The 14,344-nt window shown below is 64.0% G+C and carries 14 protein-coding genes; 2 read left to right on the top strand and 12 right to left on the bottom strand.

Annotation, left to right across the window (positions count from 1 at the left end):
- Positions 1–12 precede the first annotated feature (12 nt).
- Positions 13–786, bottom strand: coding sequence for a LysR family transcriptional regulator (locus ABI582_RS01680; RefSeq protein WP_442118208.1), 774 nt, complete (start codon positions 784–786; stop codon positions 13–15).
- 122 nt (positions 787–908) lie between these two features.
- Between ABI582_RS01680 and ABI582_RS01675 the strand changes: the two genes are divergently transcribed.
- Positions 909–1,640 carry an SDR family oxidoreductase gene (locus ABI582_RS01675; protein ID WP_063422928.1) on the top strand — a complete coding sequence of 244 codons (732 nt, stop codon included), beginning with the start codon at positions 909–911 and terminating at the stop codon, positions 1,638–1,640.
- Between the two features lie 175 nt (positions 1,641–1,815).
- On the opposite strand, the gene ABI582_RS01670 is transcribed toward ABI582_RS01675, so the two are convergent.
- The 3 genes from ABI582_RS01670 to ABI582_RS01660 all read right to left on the bottom strand — a co-directional run bounded on the left by ABI582_RS01670 (position 1,816) and on the right by ABI582_RS01660 (position 5,110).
- A complete protein-coding gene (locus ABI582_RS01670) occupies positions 1,816–3,321 on the bottom strand; it encodes a nucleobase:cation symporter-2 family protein (protein WP_442118207.1) in 1,506 nt (501 codons plus the stop codon).
- Between the two features lie 120 nt (positions 3,322–3,441).
- Complete coding sequence (locus tag ABI582_RS01665) at positions 3,442–4,815, bottom strand: 8-oxoguanine deaminase (RefSeq protein ID WP_338746946.1); 1,374 nt, start codon at positions 4,813–4,815, stop codon at positions 3,442–3,444.
- 112 nt (positions 4,816–4,927) lie between these two features.
- Positions 4,928–5,110, bottom strand: coding sequence for a hypothetical protein (locus ABI582_RS01660; protein WP_442118206.1), 183 nt, complete (start codon positions 5,108–5,110; stop codon positions 4,928–4,930).
- Here ABI582_RS01660 and ABI582_RS01655 point away from each other — a divergent pair.
- A complete protein-coding gene (locus ABI582_RS01655) occupies positions 5,103–6,221 on the top strand; it encodes an MFS transporter (protein ID WP_442118205.1) in 1,119 nt (372 codons plus the stop codon). The genes ABI582_RS01660 and ABI582_RS01655 overlap by 8 nt on opposite strands.
- On the opposite strand, the gene ABI582_RS01650 is transcribed toward ABI582_RS01655, so the two are convergent.
- The 8 genes from ABI582_RS01650 to phnD all read right to left on the bottom strand — a co-directional run bounded on the left by ABI582_RS01650 (position 6,191) and on the right by phnD (position 14,261).
- The gene (locus tag ABI582_RS01650; RefSeq protein ID WP_442118204.1) at positions 6,191–7,126 is read right to left on the bottom strand and encodes a LysR substrate-binding domain-containing protein; all 936 of its coding nucleotides are present in this window, start codon (positions 7,124–7,126) and stop codon (positions 6,191–6,193) included. The two genes, ABI582_RS01655 and ABI582_RS01650, sit on opposite strands and share 31 nt — an antisense overlap.
- A gap of 169 nt (positions 7,127–7,295) precedes the next feature.
- Complete coding sequence (gene phnX / locus ABI582_RS01645) at positions 7,296–8,123, bottom strand: phosphonoacetaldehyde hydrolase (RefSeq protein WP_442118203.1); 828 nt, start codon at positions 8,121–8,123, stop codon at positions 7,296–7,298.
- An 81-nt stretch (positions 8,124–8,204) separates the two neighbouring features.
- Entirely contained in the window at positions 8,205–9,071 is an 867-nt protein-coding gene (locus ABI582_RS01640) for a LysR substrate-binding domain-containing protein (protein ID WP_442118202.1), read from the bottom strand.
- 42 nt (positions 9,072–9,113) lie between these two features.
- The gene (locus ABI582_RS01635) at positions 9,114–10,409 is read right to left on the bottom strand and encodes an MFS transporter (RefSeq protein ID WP_016500320.1); all 1,296 of its coding nucleotides are present in this window, start codon (positions 10,407–10,409) and stop codon (positions 9,114–9,116) included.
- Between the two features lie 87 nt (positions 10,410–10,496).
- Positions 10,497–11,585, bottom strand: a complete 1,089-nt coding sequence (gene psrA / locus ABI582_RS01630) for an iron-containing alcohol dehydrogenase PsrA (RefSeq protein WP_174371314.1) — start codon at positions 11,583–11,585, stop codon at positions 10,497–10,499.
- Positions 11,586–11,779: 194 nt separating this feature from the next.
- Positions 11,780–12,598, bottom strand: coding sequence for a phosphonate ABC transporter, permease protein PhnE (gene phnE / locus ABI582_RS01625; RefSeq protein WP_442118201.1), 819 nt, complete (start codon positions 12,596–12,598; stop codon positions 11,780–11,782).
- Positions 12,595–13,395 (bottom strand): phosphonate ABC transporter ATP-binding protein, encoded by an 801-nt coding sequence (gene phnC / locus ABI582_RS01620; RefSeq protein WP_442118200.1) that lies wholly within the window; start codon positions 13,393–13,395, stop codon positions 12,595–12,597. The genes phnE and phnC overlap by 4 nt, the downstream gene beginning before the upstream one ends.
- On the bottom strand, positions 13,392–14,261 hold the full coding sequence (gene phnD / locus ABI582_RS01615) for a phosphonate ABC transporter substrate-binding protein (protein WP_442118199.1): 870 nt from the start codon (positions 14,259–14,261) through the stop codon (positions 13,392–13,394). The genes phnC and phnD overlap by 4 nt, the downstream gene beginning before the upstream one ends.
- Between the last annotated feature and the right edge of the window lie 83 nt (positions 14,262–14,344).

The following is a 14,344-nucleotide window of genomic DNA, read 5'->3' as shown; positions in this document are numbered from 1 at the left end:
CTTCGCACCCATTCAACTCTGCAAGGTATCGCGTAGCTTGACGACGCCATCAAGCGCCAGCGCCTGGGCCGAGTAGCACAGGCCGGTACGCCGGCGAAGGTCCAGCTGTGGCAGGGGCTCGATGCGCACGCCGGGGTGCTCGGTGGCCAGCGATTCTGGCACGATCGCGACACCCAGGCCCGCCGCAACCAGCTCCAGGGCCAGGGCAAAGGTGTCTGCCTCTGCCACCAGAATACCGCTGTAGAAAGGTTGCAGGCGCTGATGGCTGGGCTGTGACGGGCAGGTGATCCAGCGCGCTTCGGTGGTTGCCTGCTGCGCAACCGCCAGCACGAACGGGTCGCTGTGCAGCGGCAGAAACAACTCATCCTCACAGCGCAGTTCTTCGCTGGCCAGCCGCACCGCGCCCATGCAGCCGGTCGCCAGTTGCAGGCGCACCGGGGGCTGGATGGCAGCGGCTGCCAGCACCACCTTGCCCAGTACCGCCGCACTCACATCCTGCTCCACGCCGATCTGCAACGGCGCGCGCTCACGATCCCCCTTGAAGCGGCCGAGCAGGCGATTGGCGTCGGCGACCATGCGCTGCGCTTCGGGGTAGAGCGCGCGGGCATCCTCGGTCACCTCGACGCCGCGGGCCTGGCGCACGAACAGCGTGGTGCCCAAGGCCTGCTCCAGTGCTCGGATGCTGCCGGAAAGCGCCGGTTGGCTAAGGTGTATCGAACGCGCGGCGGCAGTGATGTTGCGCTCTTCGAACACGGCGATGAAGGCGCGAAGTTGGCGATAATCCATGAATTACCCATAAGTGATGCCGATGGCTGCGAAAAGAATTTCCCGTTTTTCGCAAGAAAAACCAGCTTCTATACTCGCTCTACTTCTTACCCATAGGCAAATCGGATAACAGGATGGTGACCATGACCAACACCCTTAAACCTTTGGTAGTCATTACCGGTGCCAGCTCCGGTATCGGCCTGGCCACCGCCAAGCTGCTGTCCAGCCGTGGCCACGCCCTGTTGCTGCTGTCCCGGCGCCTGGCGCCGATGCAGCAACTGCAGCTGCCCAATACCCTGGCACTGGCGGTCGATATCACCGACCGCGCTGCGGTGCTGGCAGCCGTCGCTGAGGCCGAAGCACGGTTTGGCCCGGTAGACGCGATCATCAACAATGCTGGGGTGATGCTGCTGGGCAGTATCGCCACCCAGGACCCGGAACAGTGGGACCGCATGCTCGACGTGAACGTGCGTGGCCTGCTCAACGGCATTCATGCTGTCGCCAGCGGCATGGTCGAGCGCAGGCAGGGCACTATCATCAACGTCAGTTCGGTGGCCGGTCGCAAGGCCTTTCCCAACCACGTCGCCTACGTCGGTACCAAGTTTGCTGTTACCGGCCTGTCGGAAAACCTGCGAGAAGAGCTGGCACCGAGCAATGTGCGGGTGATCACCATCGAGCCGGGTGCAGTCGACACCGAACTGCTCAGCCACACGACCGATGACGCCATCAAGGCGGGGTACAACGACTGGAAGCAGGAGATGGGCGGGGTGCTCACGGCCGAGACCATTGCCGAGACCATCGGCTTTGCCTATGGCCAGCCGCAGTCCGTGTGCATCCGCGAAATCGTGGTGTGCGCTACCCGGCAGCAGCAGTGACTGGCCCGATAGGCTGACGCTGCCCTTGTGTAGGAGCGGCCTTGTGTCGCGATCGGGCTGCGCAGCGGCCCCCGGATGGCGCGTCAACGCAGCAATTGCCGGGGCTGCTTTGCAGCCCGATCGCGACACAAGGCCGCTCCTACAGGAGACCGCGCCAGGCTTTAGGGATGTATTGTCAGTGCATGTGTGCCACTGGCGCTTTGGCCGGTTTGAAGTGCCCCTCATCAGGCTCCATGATCGGCACCTCGTTGCCATCGCGGTCATACAGCTTGCCATCACGGAACACATCACCTTCATTCAGCCCGGCGATATCCCGGTAGCGCAGGGTGCGCTCGCTGGCGGCGACGAACACCGACTGCTGGTCGGAGTTGCCGGCACGCAGGTGGTTGAACAGCAGGTTGAGCAGAATCGCCATGATCGCCGCCGAGCTGATGCCGGAGTGGAAAATGGTCTCGAACCAGGTCGGGAAGTGGTGATAGAAACCCGGCGCCGCAATCGGGATCATGCCAAAGCCGATCGAGGTGGCGACAATGATCAGGTTCATGTTGTTGCGGTAGTCCACCTGGGCCAGGGTGCGGATGCCGCTGGCCGCGACCGTGCCGAACAGCACCAGCCCGGCACCGCCGAGCACGGCAGTAGGCACTGCGGCGACCAGCCTGCCCATCACCGGCAGCAGCCCCAGCGTCATCAGGATCAGGCCGGCACTGGCCACCACGTAACGGCTCTTCACCCCTGTCACGGCGACCAGGCCGACGTTCTGCGCGAAGGCACTCTGCGTGAACGAGCCGAACAACGGCGCCAGGGCGCTGGAGATCATGTCGGCACGCAGGCCATTGCCCAGGCGCTTGGAGTCGACCGGTGTGCCGATGATTTCACCCACGGCCAGGATGTCTGCCGAAGTCTCGACCATGGTCACCACGATGACGATAAGCATCGACAGGATCGCCGCCACCTGGAACTGCGGTGCGCCAAAGTGCAGCACCTCGGGCATGGCCACCCACGGCCCTTGCAGCGCCTGGGAGAAATCGGCCATGCCGGTGGCCATCGCTGCCAGTGTGCCGATAACGATTGCCAGCAGGATCGACAGGCGCGACAAGCTGGCACTGCCCAGCTTGCTCAGCAGCAGTACCGAGGCCAGGGTGAACGCCGCCAGGCCAATGTTCGCCGGGCTGCCAAAGTCAGCGGCCTGGCTGTTGCCGCCCATGGCCCAGCGCGCGGTAACCGGCATCAGGGTTAGGCCGATGGTGGTGATGACGATGCCTGTCACCAGGGGCGGGAAGTACTTGATGATGCGCGAGAACAGCGGGGTGATCAGCAGGCCGACCAGTGACGACACGATCACTGCGCCGAACACCACCTGCATGCCGCCGGTGCCGTCATTGCCGATGATCGCAACCATGGTGGCGACGCTGGCAAAGGAAACCCCCTGCACCAGTGGCAAGCGGCAGCCGAAGAAGGGAATGCCCAAGGTTTGCAGCAATGTTGCCAGGCCACCGGCGAACAGCGAGGCGGCAATCAGCAGGCCGACATCGCCAGCGCTGAGGCCTGCGGCCTGGCCGATGATCAGCGGTACGGCGATCATGCCGCCGTACATGGTCAGTACATGTTGCAGGCCATAGGCCAGGTTGGCGCCCACGCCGAGGTTCTCGTCTTCCGGACGAGGTGAAGCGGGAGAAGTCATGGTGAGTAGCTCGCTTTGTTATTTTATGCGTCTAACAGCACGGTCTCAGTCGCATTCGTTGGGTTTGAATGGGAGGTGTGGGCTACTGCAACCGGCCTTGGCCGCAGCAGCCCGGGTACATCAGTTGCCGCTGACCAGCTGGTGTGCCAACTGGTTGTGACGCTCCAGCACGCGTGGCAGGTCGACGGTGGCCAGCTGGCCGTCTTTCACCACGACGCGGCCGTTGATCACGCTGGTGTGCACCTGGGTCGGGGTGCAGAACACCAGTGCCGCCAGCGGGTCGTGGTGGCCACCGGCATAGGCGACGTGGCCGAGGTCGAAGGCGACGAAGTCGGCGACCATGCCCGGGGCCAGGGCGCCGATGTCATTGCGGTTGAGCACCTTGGCGCCGCCGAGGGTGGCGATTTCCAGTGCTTCGCGGGCGGTCATGGCGTCGGGGCCGAAGCCTACCCGCTGCAGCAGTAGGGCCTGGCGCACTTCACCGATCATGCTGGCGCCGTCGTTGGAGGCAGAGCCGTCGACCCCAAGGCCCACCGGTACGCCGTGGTCGCGCATCTTGCGTATCGGGGCAATGCCCGAGGCCAGGCGCATATTCGAGCATGGGCAGTGGGCGACGCCGGTGCCGGTGCGGGCGAACAGCTCGATGCCGTGCTGGTCGAGCTGCACGCAGTGGGCATGCCATACATCGTGGCCGACCCAGCCGAGGTCCTCGGCGTACTCGGCAGGGGTCATGCCGAACTTTTCGCGGCTGTAGGCGATGTCGTTGACGTTCTCGGCCAAGTGGGTGTGCAGCGACACCCCGTACTGGCGTGCCAGCACGGCGGCTTCGCGCATCAGGTCACGGCTGACCGAGAATGGCGAGCAGGGGGCTACCACGATGCGGCGCATCGAGCCGTGGCTGGCATCGTGGTAGTCCTCGATCAGGCGCTGGGATTCCTTGAGGATGTCAGCTTCCTTTTCCACCACTGAATCAGGCGGCAGGCCGCCCTGGCTCTGGCCGACGCTCATGCTGCCGCGCGCGGCGTGGAAGCGCATGCCGATCTCGGCGGCAGCGTGGATGCTGTCGTCGAGCTTGCAGCCGTTGGGGTAGATGTACAGGTGGTCGCTGGAGGTGGTACAGCCCGACAGGATCAGCTCGGCCATGGCGGTCTGGGTCGACACCGCGATCATTTCGGGCGTGAGGCGTGCCCAGATCGGGTACAGGTTGGTCAGCCAGTTGAACAGCTCGCCGTCCTGGGCTGCCGGCACCACGCGGGTGAGGCTCTGGTACATGTGGTGGTGAGTGTTGACCAGGCCTGGGATGACCACTTTGCCGGCCATGTCGAGGATGACGTCGGCCTGTTGTGGCAGGGTATCGGTGGGGCCGACTTGTTTGATCAGGTTGTCTTCGATGTACAGGCCGCCGTTCTTGATCTCGCGGCGTTCGCCGTCCATGGTGACCAGAAGTGCAGCGTTTTTGACGAGGAGGGTTTTCTTACCGGTTGCAGATAACATGGCTTAAGCCCGTTGCAATACGCCTTGGCGATTACCGAGGTCGTAGGCGAGGGATAATGTAATCAGGAAACCTGTAAGTTGTATACATTCAAGTGCAATTAATGATTTGAGTTCATTCAATTCGTGAAAAATAACCAAAAATAGGAATTTTATTTACCAATAGACTGGCAGCATCTTTATCGGAGCCTGTCTTGATGTCTGCTTTTGAACCCCGCCTTGGGGCTACCCCCACCGGCCGTATTGCTGCAATCAGCGTCGCGGTCCTTGCCTTTTCGGCCTTTTTGATCGTGACCACCGAATTCCTGATTGTCGGCTTGTTGCCCGCGCTCAGCCAGGACCTGGGGGTTTCCATTTCGATGGCGGGCCAGTTGGTCACGCTGTTTGCCTTTACTGTGATGCTTGCCGGCCCGTTCCTGACTGCGGCATTGGCGCACCTGGACCGCAAGCGTTTATTCATCACCATTCTGCTGGTATTTGCCGCAGCCAATGCATTGGCTGCGGCCTCGACCAGTTTCTGGGTGCTGGCCATTGCGCGGGTTGTCCCGGCACTGGCGTTGCCGGTGTTCTGGGGCACGGCCAGTGAAACGGCCGGCCAGTTGGCCGGGCCTGATAAAGCAGGGCAAGCCATTTCCAAGGTGTACCTGGGCATCTCGGCGGCGATGCTGTTGGGTATTCCGCTGGGCACCGTGGCGTCCAATGCCGTGGGTTGGCGTGGCGCATTCTGGATACTGGCCGCGCTGTCGTTGCTGATGGCGCTGGCCATGTGGGTGTGGATGCCGCACGTTGCCCGCGCGGCAAAAGTCGACTTCATGCAGCAGGCACGCATTTTCAAAGAGCGCTATTTCCTCGCCAATGTTTTGCTTTCGGTGGTGGTGTTCACCGCGATGTTCACAGGCTACAGCTACCTGGCCGAGCTGCTGCAGCGGGTTGCGGGTGTACCACCCGCGCATACCGGTTGGTGGCTGATGGGCTTTGGCGCAGTGGGCCTGCTCGGCAACTGGATTGGTGGACGGGTCGTGGACCGTTCACCGCTCAGGGCGACGGCGCTGTTTCTGCTGTTGCTGGCCATCGGCATGGCGGCGATCGTGCCGCTGGCCCATGCAGGCCTGGTGTTCTGCCTGGCACTGGGGGTGTGGGGTGTGGCCAACACCGCGCTATACCCCATCAGCCAGGTACGGGTGATGGGGTCTGTGACGCATGCCCAGGCTTTGGCCGGTAGCACCAATGTGTCGGCGGCCAATGCGGGCATTGGCCTGGGCGCCGTCCTCGGTGGCTTGACCATCCCTGGCCTGGGTATCGAATACCTGGGCTACGTAGCCGCAGGCGTGGCCGTGGTGGCGCTGGGGCTTGTGCCGCTGGTCGGCGGCCTTGCGCATCAGCGCGCATCGCTGGCCCGGGTACCATGAGGCGCCAGCCGCGGCAGCAGGTAGTCGAGCAGGGCGCGGACCTTGGGTAGCCCCTCGCGGCTCTTGAGCCACACCAGGTTCATCGGCAGGCCGTCGGTGGCCAGCTCTGGCAGCACCTCCACCAGGCGCCCTTGATCGAGCAGTTGCTGGGTCAGCCAAGTGGGTAGCTGGCCGATGCCATGACCGGCCAGCACTGCTGCAACTTCCCCCTCGCCGTCCCCCACCGCGATACGTGGCTGTACGGTGCGTCGCTCCATCTCGCCAGGCTGGCGGCCCTTGAACAGCCAGGGGCTGACCATGCCATCGGTGTGCCCATAGCCGACGCAGTGGTGGTGTTCCAGGTCGCGTTCGTCTTGCGGCACACCGTGTTTTTCCAGGTAGCCAGGCGCGGCACAGAACATCAGGCGTTGGGCTCCGAAGTACTGGTGGCCAAGTGCGGCCGGCCAGGCATCCGGGCCACCGATTCGCACCACGATGTCGATACCTTCGTGCACCGGGTCGACAAAACGGTCGGAGAAAGACACGTGCGGTTGCAGCAATGGGTGCAGGCGGATGAAGTCCAGAATCAAGGGCAGCACATGCAGGCGGCCGTAGGAGGCTGGCAGTTCTATCCGGACCTTGCCATGGGGTTCGTTGTCGCTGGCGACCAGTGCGTGCTCGACCTCTTCCAGGTCGGCCAGGACCGAGGTGCAGGTACGGTAGAAGATGACGCCAGCCTCGCTGAGCGACAACGTGCGTGTGGTGCGGTTGAACAGGCGTGCACCCAGGCGGGCCTCCAGCCGGGCCACACTCTTGCTGATGGCCGAGCTGGTGAGGTTGAGCCGCTCGGCGGCTGCCGTGAAGCTGCCCAGATCAGCGACGGCAACGAATACGTCGATGCCTTTCAGGCGTTCGGAGGAGTACATGGCTGGCCTTTTTGATGAATTGGGTTCCATTGTCAGTGCAGCATATTGAATGCTGACAAGGACATTTCATCAATGGCATCTGTGTGTCTCAGCCCTTCGCGCGGAAGCGGGTTTGCCCGCGAAACGGATGACGCGTTGTTCGCGGACAAACCAGGCCATGCCGTCAGGTTCAACAGCCTTGCGGCATTTCTCCACGCGCCAGGCGGGCATTGATATCGGCGATGACGCCAGGCAGTTCGGCGATGGTGTCGATCAGGTAATGCGGTCGCGCACCTTCGAACAGGCTGCCAATGCGCCGGCGTTGCTGTTCCAGTTCCGCCTCGGGCAGGGCCTTGTATTGCTCGTAGGTCAGCCCGAGAGCGTTGCCCGAGCACGTCAGGGCCACGGTCCACATTCCCGCGCTGCGGCCCTCGAGAATGCCCGGCCAAGTGTCGTCGACCTTGACGCAAGCCGCTACATCGCTGACCCCCAGGGCAATCACGTTGGCCAGTGCCTGCGCGGGGTAGGGGCGACCATTCGGTACCTCGTCGGTAGCCACAACGTGGTCGGCGCTGTAGCCGTTGCTCAAGGCCAGGGCCACCACCTTTTTCATCACCACTGCAGGGTAGCCTGAGCAGGAGCCGATTTTCAGCCCTTGCCGGCGCAACTGGGCGATGACGTCCAGGGCGCCTGGAATCAGCGCCGAATGGTCGGCGATCTTCTCGATCTGCAAGGGCATGAAGCGCTCGTAGATGGCTGTTACATCATCGTCGCTTGGCGTATGGCCGAATGCGGCCTGGTAGCGCGCGGCAATGGCGGGCACATCGCACAGGGTGCGGATATGGTCCCACTTGCCCATGCCCATGGGCCCGCGGGCTTCCTCCAGGCTGACCTGCACGCCGAACTCGGCAAAGGCCTCGACGAAGATCTGGGTGGGGGCGAACGAGCCGAAATCCACCACGGTGCCGGCCCAGTCAAGAATGGCGGCCTGCAGTTGCTTGGGGTGCTGATAGTGCATGGCAAAGCTCCAGTGGGTAAAAACTCAGGGTGCGCGCGGCCCGCCCGACGCATTGGCAGGCTCGCGCTAGTCAGTGGTGCATCAGTGCGCGTTGAGCGCGTCGAACAGTTCGGCGATGATCGCCCGGTTACGGCGGATGCCCAGGCAGCACAGGTAGTAACTGATGTGGAACGGGTCTTCGATAAAGGCGACAGAGCGCGTGCCGGGCCGGTCGGCATATTCCACCGCCGAGACAAAGCCCACGCCGATGCCGTGTACCACCGCATGCACAATGGCCTCGCGGCTGTTCAACTGCATCGCGCAGTCCAGTGAAACGCCATGCCGGCGGCAGCCTTCCTCCACAAGCTGGCGAGTGCGCGATGCCGCCTCGCGCAGCACCACGCGCTGACCGGCAATGTCCCTCACGCTGACACTCGTCTGCCCGGCCCAGGGATGGTCGTCGCGCACCACCGCCAGAATCGGGCAGGTGCGGTACAGCCGGGTGCTCAGGCGCTGGTCGAACTCCGACAGGGCGAGGATGGCCAGGTCGATGTCGAAGTTGTACAGCCGCTCCAGTGTCCCGGCTTCGCTGCTGAACGAGGTTTCCAGTTCGATCTGCGGGTAGCGCTGCATCAGCTCGTACGTCAGGCTCATGGCGATCGGCGGCGACACCGCGCCGATGCGCAGCATGCCTTGCTTGCGTTGCTGGAAGCTGTGCAGCAGTTGCAGCGCTTCGTCCTCCTGGCCGAACAGGCCCTGGGTGATTTCGTAGAGCTGGCGGCCTGCCGGGCTCAGCTCGATAAAGCGCCCGCGGCGGTGGAACAGTTCCACGCAAAAGCGTTTTTCCAGGCCGCTGACCTGCTCGCTGACAGTCGGCTGGCCGATGCTCAGCAGCTCGGCGGCCTGGGTGAAACTGCCGGTCCGTGCCACGGCATGGAAGGAGCGCAACCACTTGTGGTACTGGTACATGACACCTCTCTGGCAATGGCACGGACGACATGGCAGGCAACCTCAGCGGCGCACGAACAGTGCCACCAAGGCACTGCAGGCGCAGGCTGTGGTGACCACGACGAAGATCAGCGAGGTGTTGCCGGTGGTATCGAGCATACGTCCGATCAGCGGCTCCGCCAGCCCGGCGAACAGGTACGATGCGAAATTCATGATCCCTGTGGCGGTGCCGGCGCGGCGCGCGCCGACCAGGTCCGGGCACAACGCCCAGAAGCTCGATGCAGGGCCATAGACAAAGAAACCGCAGAGGAACAGCGCCAGCAGGCCTACCGCGCTGTGTGCAGGCAGGCTCCACATCCACAGGCTGGTGAGCGCGCCCAACACCATGTACAGCATGATTGCCTTGTAGCGCTTGCTACCGAACAGCTTGTCCGACACCCAGCCGTTGCTCAGCGCGCCCACGGCCATGCCCACCGGCAAGGCGATGGTGATCCACTTCGGGTCGATGAAACTGTCGCCTTTCTGCCAGTTGGCCCCCAGGAAATGCACCGGCACCCAGACGATCAGCCCGTAGCGCGCAGCGTTCTGGAAGCCCAGCGACACTGCGGCCACCAGCAGACGCGGGTTTTTCAGAACGGCAAGGTAACGCTGGCGCGAGGTTTCTTCGCCGCCCTGGGTGGCCGCGTTGGCGCTGTCTTCGGCGTTGGCTACGCCGGTGTCGTCCAGCGCGGGGTAGCCCATGTCCTGCGGGCGTTCCCGGGCGACCAGGTAGAACACGATCCCACCGGCCAGCATCAGCAGCACCGGCAGGCGGAAGATCCAGCGCCACTCCAGGTGCAGTACATCAATCACCACCACCGAGGTGACGTACGACAGCACCGACGCGCAGCCGGCGGCGAACACATAGAAGCCATAAACCTTGCCGCGCTCGGCAGCGCCCCACCAGTTTGACAGCAAGCGGCTGCCGGGCGCCCAGCCCAGGGCCTGGAAGTAGCCGTTGACGCCCCACGGCAGGATCAGGCTGAGAAAACCGCCGGCAAAGCTGGTGACCCAGTTGGCGCCGCATGACAACACGGCGCCGATGCTCATGATGCGTCGGCCGCCGAACTTGTCGGCGAGGTTGCCATTGATGGCCTGGCCAATGGCATACATCCACAGCATGGCGGTGGAGGCCCAGCCGAGGGTTTCCTTGCTCAGGCCGAACTCGGCCTGGATCCCGGGGATGGCGAAACCGAAAGTTTGGCGCCCGGTGTAGAAGAACAGGTAGCAGAACATCGCGGCCAGCAGCATGCGCCATTGCGCGAGGCGAAACGGCATGGTGCTGGGCAGCGCGCCAGTCAGGGTTTGTGCACGGTTCATGACGGTTTCCTTTTGTTCTCTGGCGCCGGCCCAAGGGGCACGGCGAGTCGGCACTCTTGAAAGGTGCTACAGGAAAAACGCGGAATGTCAGGCGGCTTGCGCGCCGATGAAATTGCGCCCACGGGCGCCCTGCATGGCGGCGTCGATCATCGCCTGGGCCTCGGCGGCTGTCACGCCGTAGTCTGCGAACTCGGTGCGCACGCCCAGTTGATGAAGAAATGCTCGCAAGCGCTGTTGGGCCGCTGCAAGGTCGCGGCCGAAGGCCTTCTGCAGGATCTGGTCACGCCCGGCATCACGGCCCCAGGCCAGGCCCAGCACCAGCGGCAGGGTGAAGGAGCAGGCGATGCCGTGGGGCAGGCCGTGGCGCAAGGTCATTTCGTAGGAAATGGAGTGGGCCAGGGCAGTCTTGGTGTTGGAAAAGGCCAGCCCGGCCTTCAGTGCAGCCAACGCCATGCGTGCCCGCAGCTCGCGGTTGCCCAAGTCCTGCTGCAGGCGTGGCAGGCAGTCGAGAATGTCGTCGATGGCCGACAGCGCGAAGGTATCGGAGAGCGGATTGGCGTTGTGGTTCCAGATGGATTCCAGCGCGTGGGACAAGGCATCCAGCCCGGTGGATACCGTCACCCCGGCCGGCACGCTGAGCATCAGTTCCGGGTCTATAAGCGCCACGCTGGGCCAGGTACAGCTCAGGTGCAGCGAGTACTTCTTCTGCTGGCCAGCGTCCCACAGCGTGGCCCATGGCGTCACCTCGCTGCCAGTGCCTGCCGTGGTCGGCGCGGCCACCAGCGTCTTGTGTCGGGCCGGGGTAAACGGTTTGCCGCTGGCCAGCAGCTCGAGCAGTTCATCGAAGTGGCCAGAAGCGGTACCGACGATCAACGCCTTTGCGGTATCGATGGCGCTGCCACCGCCTAGCGCCAGCACCGTATCGCAGTCGCCGTGCCGTGCCCAGAACGCTTCATGCACACCCCGCAGCCAGGCGACATCGGGGTTGGGTTGCACGTTGTCGATCACGCACACCAGTCGCTCGCCCAGCAGGCTGCGTACCCGCGCAACCAAACCGAGCTGTTCGGCCTCGGGGAAGGTGACCAGGGCGACTTTGCCGGGGCAGTGTCGGGCGATCTGGTCCAGGCTGCCACCGCCGAAAACGGTGGTGACCGGGTTGTGGAAGCAGGCAGGCATGGGCAGTTCCTTATTGTTGTTGGAAGGTGCAGCCATGCTCGTCGGCTGGCGGGTTTCGATCCAATCGATTGATTGCAGGGTGCTATCGGCTGAGCCGATAACGGACACAAAGTGCATGGGCTTGACCTCCAGGCATGGTCTGCCCGTCGCGCGCCCACCGGGCGCACGTGGCAAGGGGTTGGATGGGCGGCGAATCAGTGGCGGGCGTTGCCCTGAATGGCGTGCCGCAGGCGGTTGGAGACCAGGTCGGCAAGCACCACCATCACAGTGATCACCAGGATGCAGGTGGCGGTTTCCTGGTACTTGAACAGCTTCAGGCTGCTGACCAGCTCGAAGCCCAGGCCACCGGCACCGACCATGCCCAGCACCGTGGCCGAACGCAGGTTCACCTCGAAGCGGTACAGCACCACGGCGATCCAGGCGGTGATCACTTGCGGCAGCACGCCGAAGGCGATCACCTGCAGTGGCCGCGCACCGGTGGCCCGCAGCGCTTCAATGGGCCCCTGGTCGATTTCCTCGATGGTTTCGGCAAAGAACTTGCCGAGCATGCCCACGCCATGCAGCGCCAGGGCCAGCACGCCTGGGAAGGGCCCCAGCCCTACCGCCGAGACGAACACCAAGGCCAGGATCAGCTCGTTGATGCTGCGGATCACGTTCAGCAGCTGCCGGGTGGCCTGGTACAGCCAGCGGTTGCCATGCAGGTTGCGCGCGGCCAGAAAGCCCAGCGGCACGGCGAGAACGATCCCCAGCAGGGTGCCCCATAGCGCGATTTGCAGGGTTTCCAGGGCCGGGCGCCACAAACTGGGCATTATGCTCAGGTCTGGCGGTAGCGAGCGGCCAAGGAAGTCGCCGATCTGTGGCAGCCCGTTGGCCAGTTCGCCCCAGCTCAGCTGTGCCCCTTCGGCGCTCCACTGCAGCAACAGGATGATCGCCAGCAACAGCGCGCCAGTGCCCAGCCAGCTGCGGGCGCGAGTGGGTGTTTTAACCAGCCATTGGTGGCTCTGCGGGGTCATGCCGAGGCTCCTGTGCCAGTGGCCAGCATTGGCCGTGGTGCAGCCATTGCCTGCTCAGGCTCATTGGCAGATGGGTTGTGATAGATGCGCTGCAGCGCGGCTTCGTCGAGCTGACCGGGTTGGCCGTCGAACACCAGGCGCCCGTTGGCCAGGCCGACGATGCGGTCGGCGAATGCCCGCGCCAGTTCCACCTGGTGCAGGTTGCACACCACGGTTATGCCGAGGGTGCGGCTGGCTTCGCGCAGGTACTGCATGACCACATGCGCGGTGTTCGGGTCGAGGCTAGCCACCGGTTCGTCGGCCAGGATCACCTGTGGTCGCTGGGCCAGCGCACGGGCGATACCCACCCGCTGCATCTGCCCCCCAGACAGCGCATCGGTGCGCGACAAGGCCTTGTGCTCCAGCTCGACCCGGCGCAGGCAATCACGCGCCAGGGCCACGTCGTCGCGGCGGAACAGCTGTAGCAGCGAGGCGAGCGTGCTGCAGTGGCCGAGACGGCCGGTCAGCACGTTCTTAAGCACCGACAGCCGCGCTACCACGTTGTGATGCTGGAAGATCATCGCGACCTGCCGGCGCAGTGCGCGTTGGTCGGCTGCACGCATGGCGTTAACCCCGGCCACCTGCAGCTCGCCGGTGTCGGCCTGGGCCAGCCGGTTCATGCAGCGCAGCAGGGTCGATTTGCCGGCGCCGGACTGGCCGAGGATCACCACGAATTCACCGGCCTGAACATCCAGGTCGATGCCGCGCAGTACCGGGTTGTCGGCGTAGCCCTTGGTCAGTTGGCGGATACGGATCATTTCAGGCTCCGCAGGTCGAGGTCGAGCACTTTGGCGGTGTCACGAACCACGTTGTAGGCCGCGTCAGTGGTCGGCTGGAAGCCATTGAGCATGCCCTGATCGCCCCATGGCACGTCCTTGATCCCGGCAAACGCGGTACGCAGCCTGGCCTGCAGTTCGGGGTCGAGGTTGTTGCGCCAGACCATCGGTGATTCGGGAATGTCCGGGGAGGTCCACACCACCTGGAAGTCCTGCTGCTGAACCTGTCCGTTGTTCACAGCCCCGGCCAGGATACGGTCGGCCACAGCCGCTGCATCAACCTTGCGGTTTGCCACGGCGAGGATGCTGGCATCGTGCGAGCCGGAGAAGATCACCCGTGAGAACAGGGTTTTCGGGTCATGGCCAGCGTGCTCGAGGCCGGCCTTGGGGAACAGATGGCCGGAGGCCGAGCTGGGGTCGACGAAGGCGAAGGTGTGGCCCTTGAGGTCGTCGAGCGTACGAATACCGCTATCCCGGCGGGCGATGATCAGGCTGTGGTAGGCGCTGCTGGCGGTCTTTTTGGTCACCGCCACGGCAAAGGCTTCGGCACCGGCGATCTGGTTGGCCAGTACGTAGGAAAACGGGCCGAGATAGGCCACGTCCAGCTTGCCGGCGCGCAGGGCTTCGATCACCCCGTTGTAGTCAGTCGCGACGAATGGCTTGACCGGCATGCCCAGGCGCGCTTGCAACTGGTCGAGCACCTGCTGGCTGCTCTTGATCATGGCCTGGGAGTCTTCCGACGGGATCAGGCCGACGGTCAGCACCTGCTGTGCCTGCACGGCGGGGGCGAGCAGCAGTGGCAACAGGGCGAGGCGGGCACAGCGCAACAGTTTCGGGAAGGGTGTCATGGCAATACCGGAGTGGTTGTTGTCGGTAGCGCCAAAGCTAGGGCTGTCATGTGACAGTCACAGCATCAATTCAATATGCGTTT

It is taken from the genome of Pseudomonas sp. SAS7, assembly GCF_052112345.1.
Taxonomy (GTDB): Bacteria; Pseudomonadota; Gammaproteobacteria; order Pseudomonadales; family Pseudomonadaceae; genus Aquipseudomonas; species Aquipseudomonas putida_Q.
The sequence above is the reverse complement of the archived record's forward strand: the minus strand, read 5'-3'. Positions and strand labels throughout refer to the sequence as shown.

Coding starts and splice junctions, on each gene's coding strand:
- ABI582_RS01680 (WP_442118208.1), bottom strand. CDS start 786: ATGGATTATCGCCAACTTCGCGCCTTCATCGCCGTGTTCGAAGAGCGC.
- ABI582_RS01675 (WP_063422928.1), top strand. CDS start 909: ATGACCAACACCCTTAAACCTTTGGTAGTCATTACCGGTGCCAGCTCC.
- ABI582_RS01670 (WP_442118207.1), bottom strand. CDS start 3,321: ATGACTTCTCCCGCTTCACCTCGTCCGGAAGACGAGAACCTCGGCGTG.
- ABI582_RS01665 (WP_338746946.1), bottom strand. CDS start 4,815: ATGTTATCTGCAACCGGTAAGAAAACCCTCCTCGTCAAAAACGCTGCA.
- ABI582_RS01650 (WP_442118204.1), bottom strand. CDS start 7,126: ATGTACTCCTCCGAACGCCTGAAAGGCATCGACGTATTCGTTGCCGTC.
- phnX (WP_442118203.1), bottom strand. CDS start 8,123: ATGCACTATCAGCACCCCAAGCAACTGCAGGCCGCCATTCTTGACTGG.
- ABI582_RS01640 (WP_442118202.1), bottom strand. CDS start 9,071: ATGTACCAGTACCACAAGTGGTTGCGCTCCTTCCATGCCGTGGCACGG.
- ABI582_RS01635 (WP_016500320.1), bottom strand. CDS start 10,409: ATGAACCGTGCACAAACCCTGACTGGCGCGCTGCCCAGCACCATGCCG.
- psrA (WP_174371314.1), bottom strand. CDS start 11,585: ATGCCTGCCTGCTTCCACAACCCGGTCACCACCGTTTTCGGCGGTGGC.
- phnE (WP_442118201.1), bottom strand. CDS start 12,598: ATGACCCCGCAGAGCCACCAATGGCTGGTTAAAACACCCACTCGCGCC.
- phnC (WP_442118200.1), bottom strand. CDS start 13,395: ATGATCCGTATCCGCCAACTGACCAAGGGCTACGCCGACAACCCGGTA.
- phnD (WP_442118199.1), bottom strand. CDS start 14,261: ATGACACCCTTCCCGAAACTGTTGCGCTGTGCCCGCCTCGCCCTGTTG.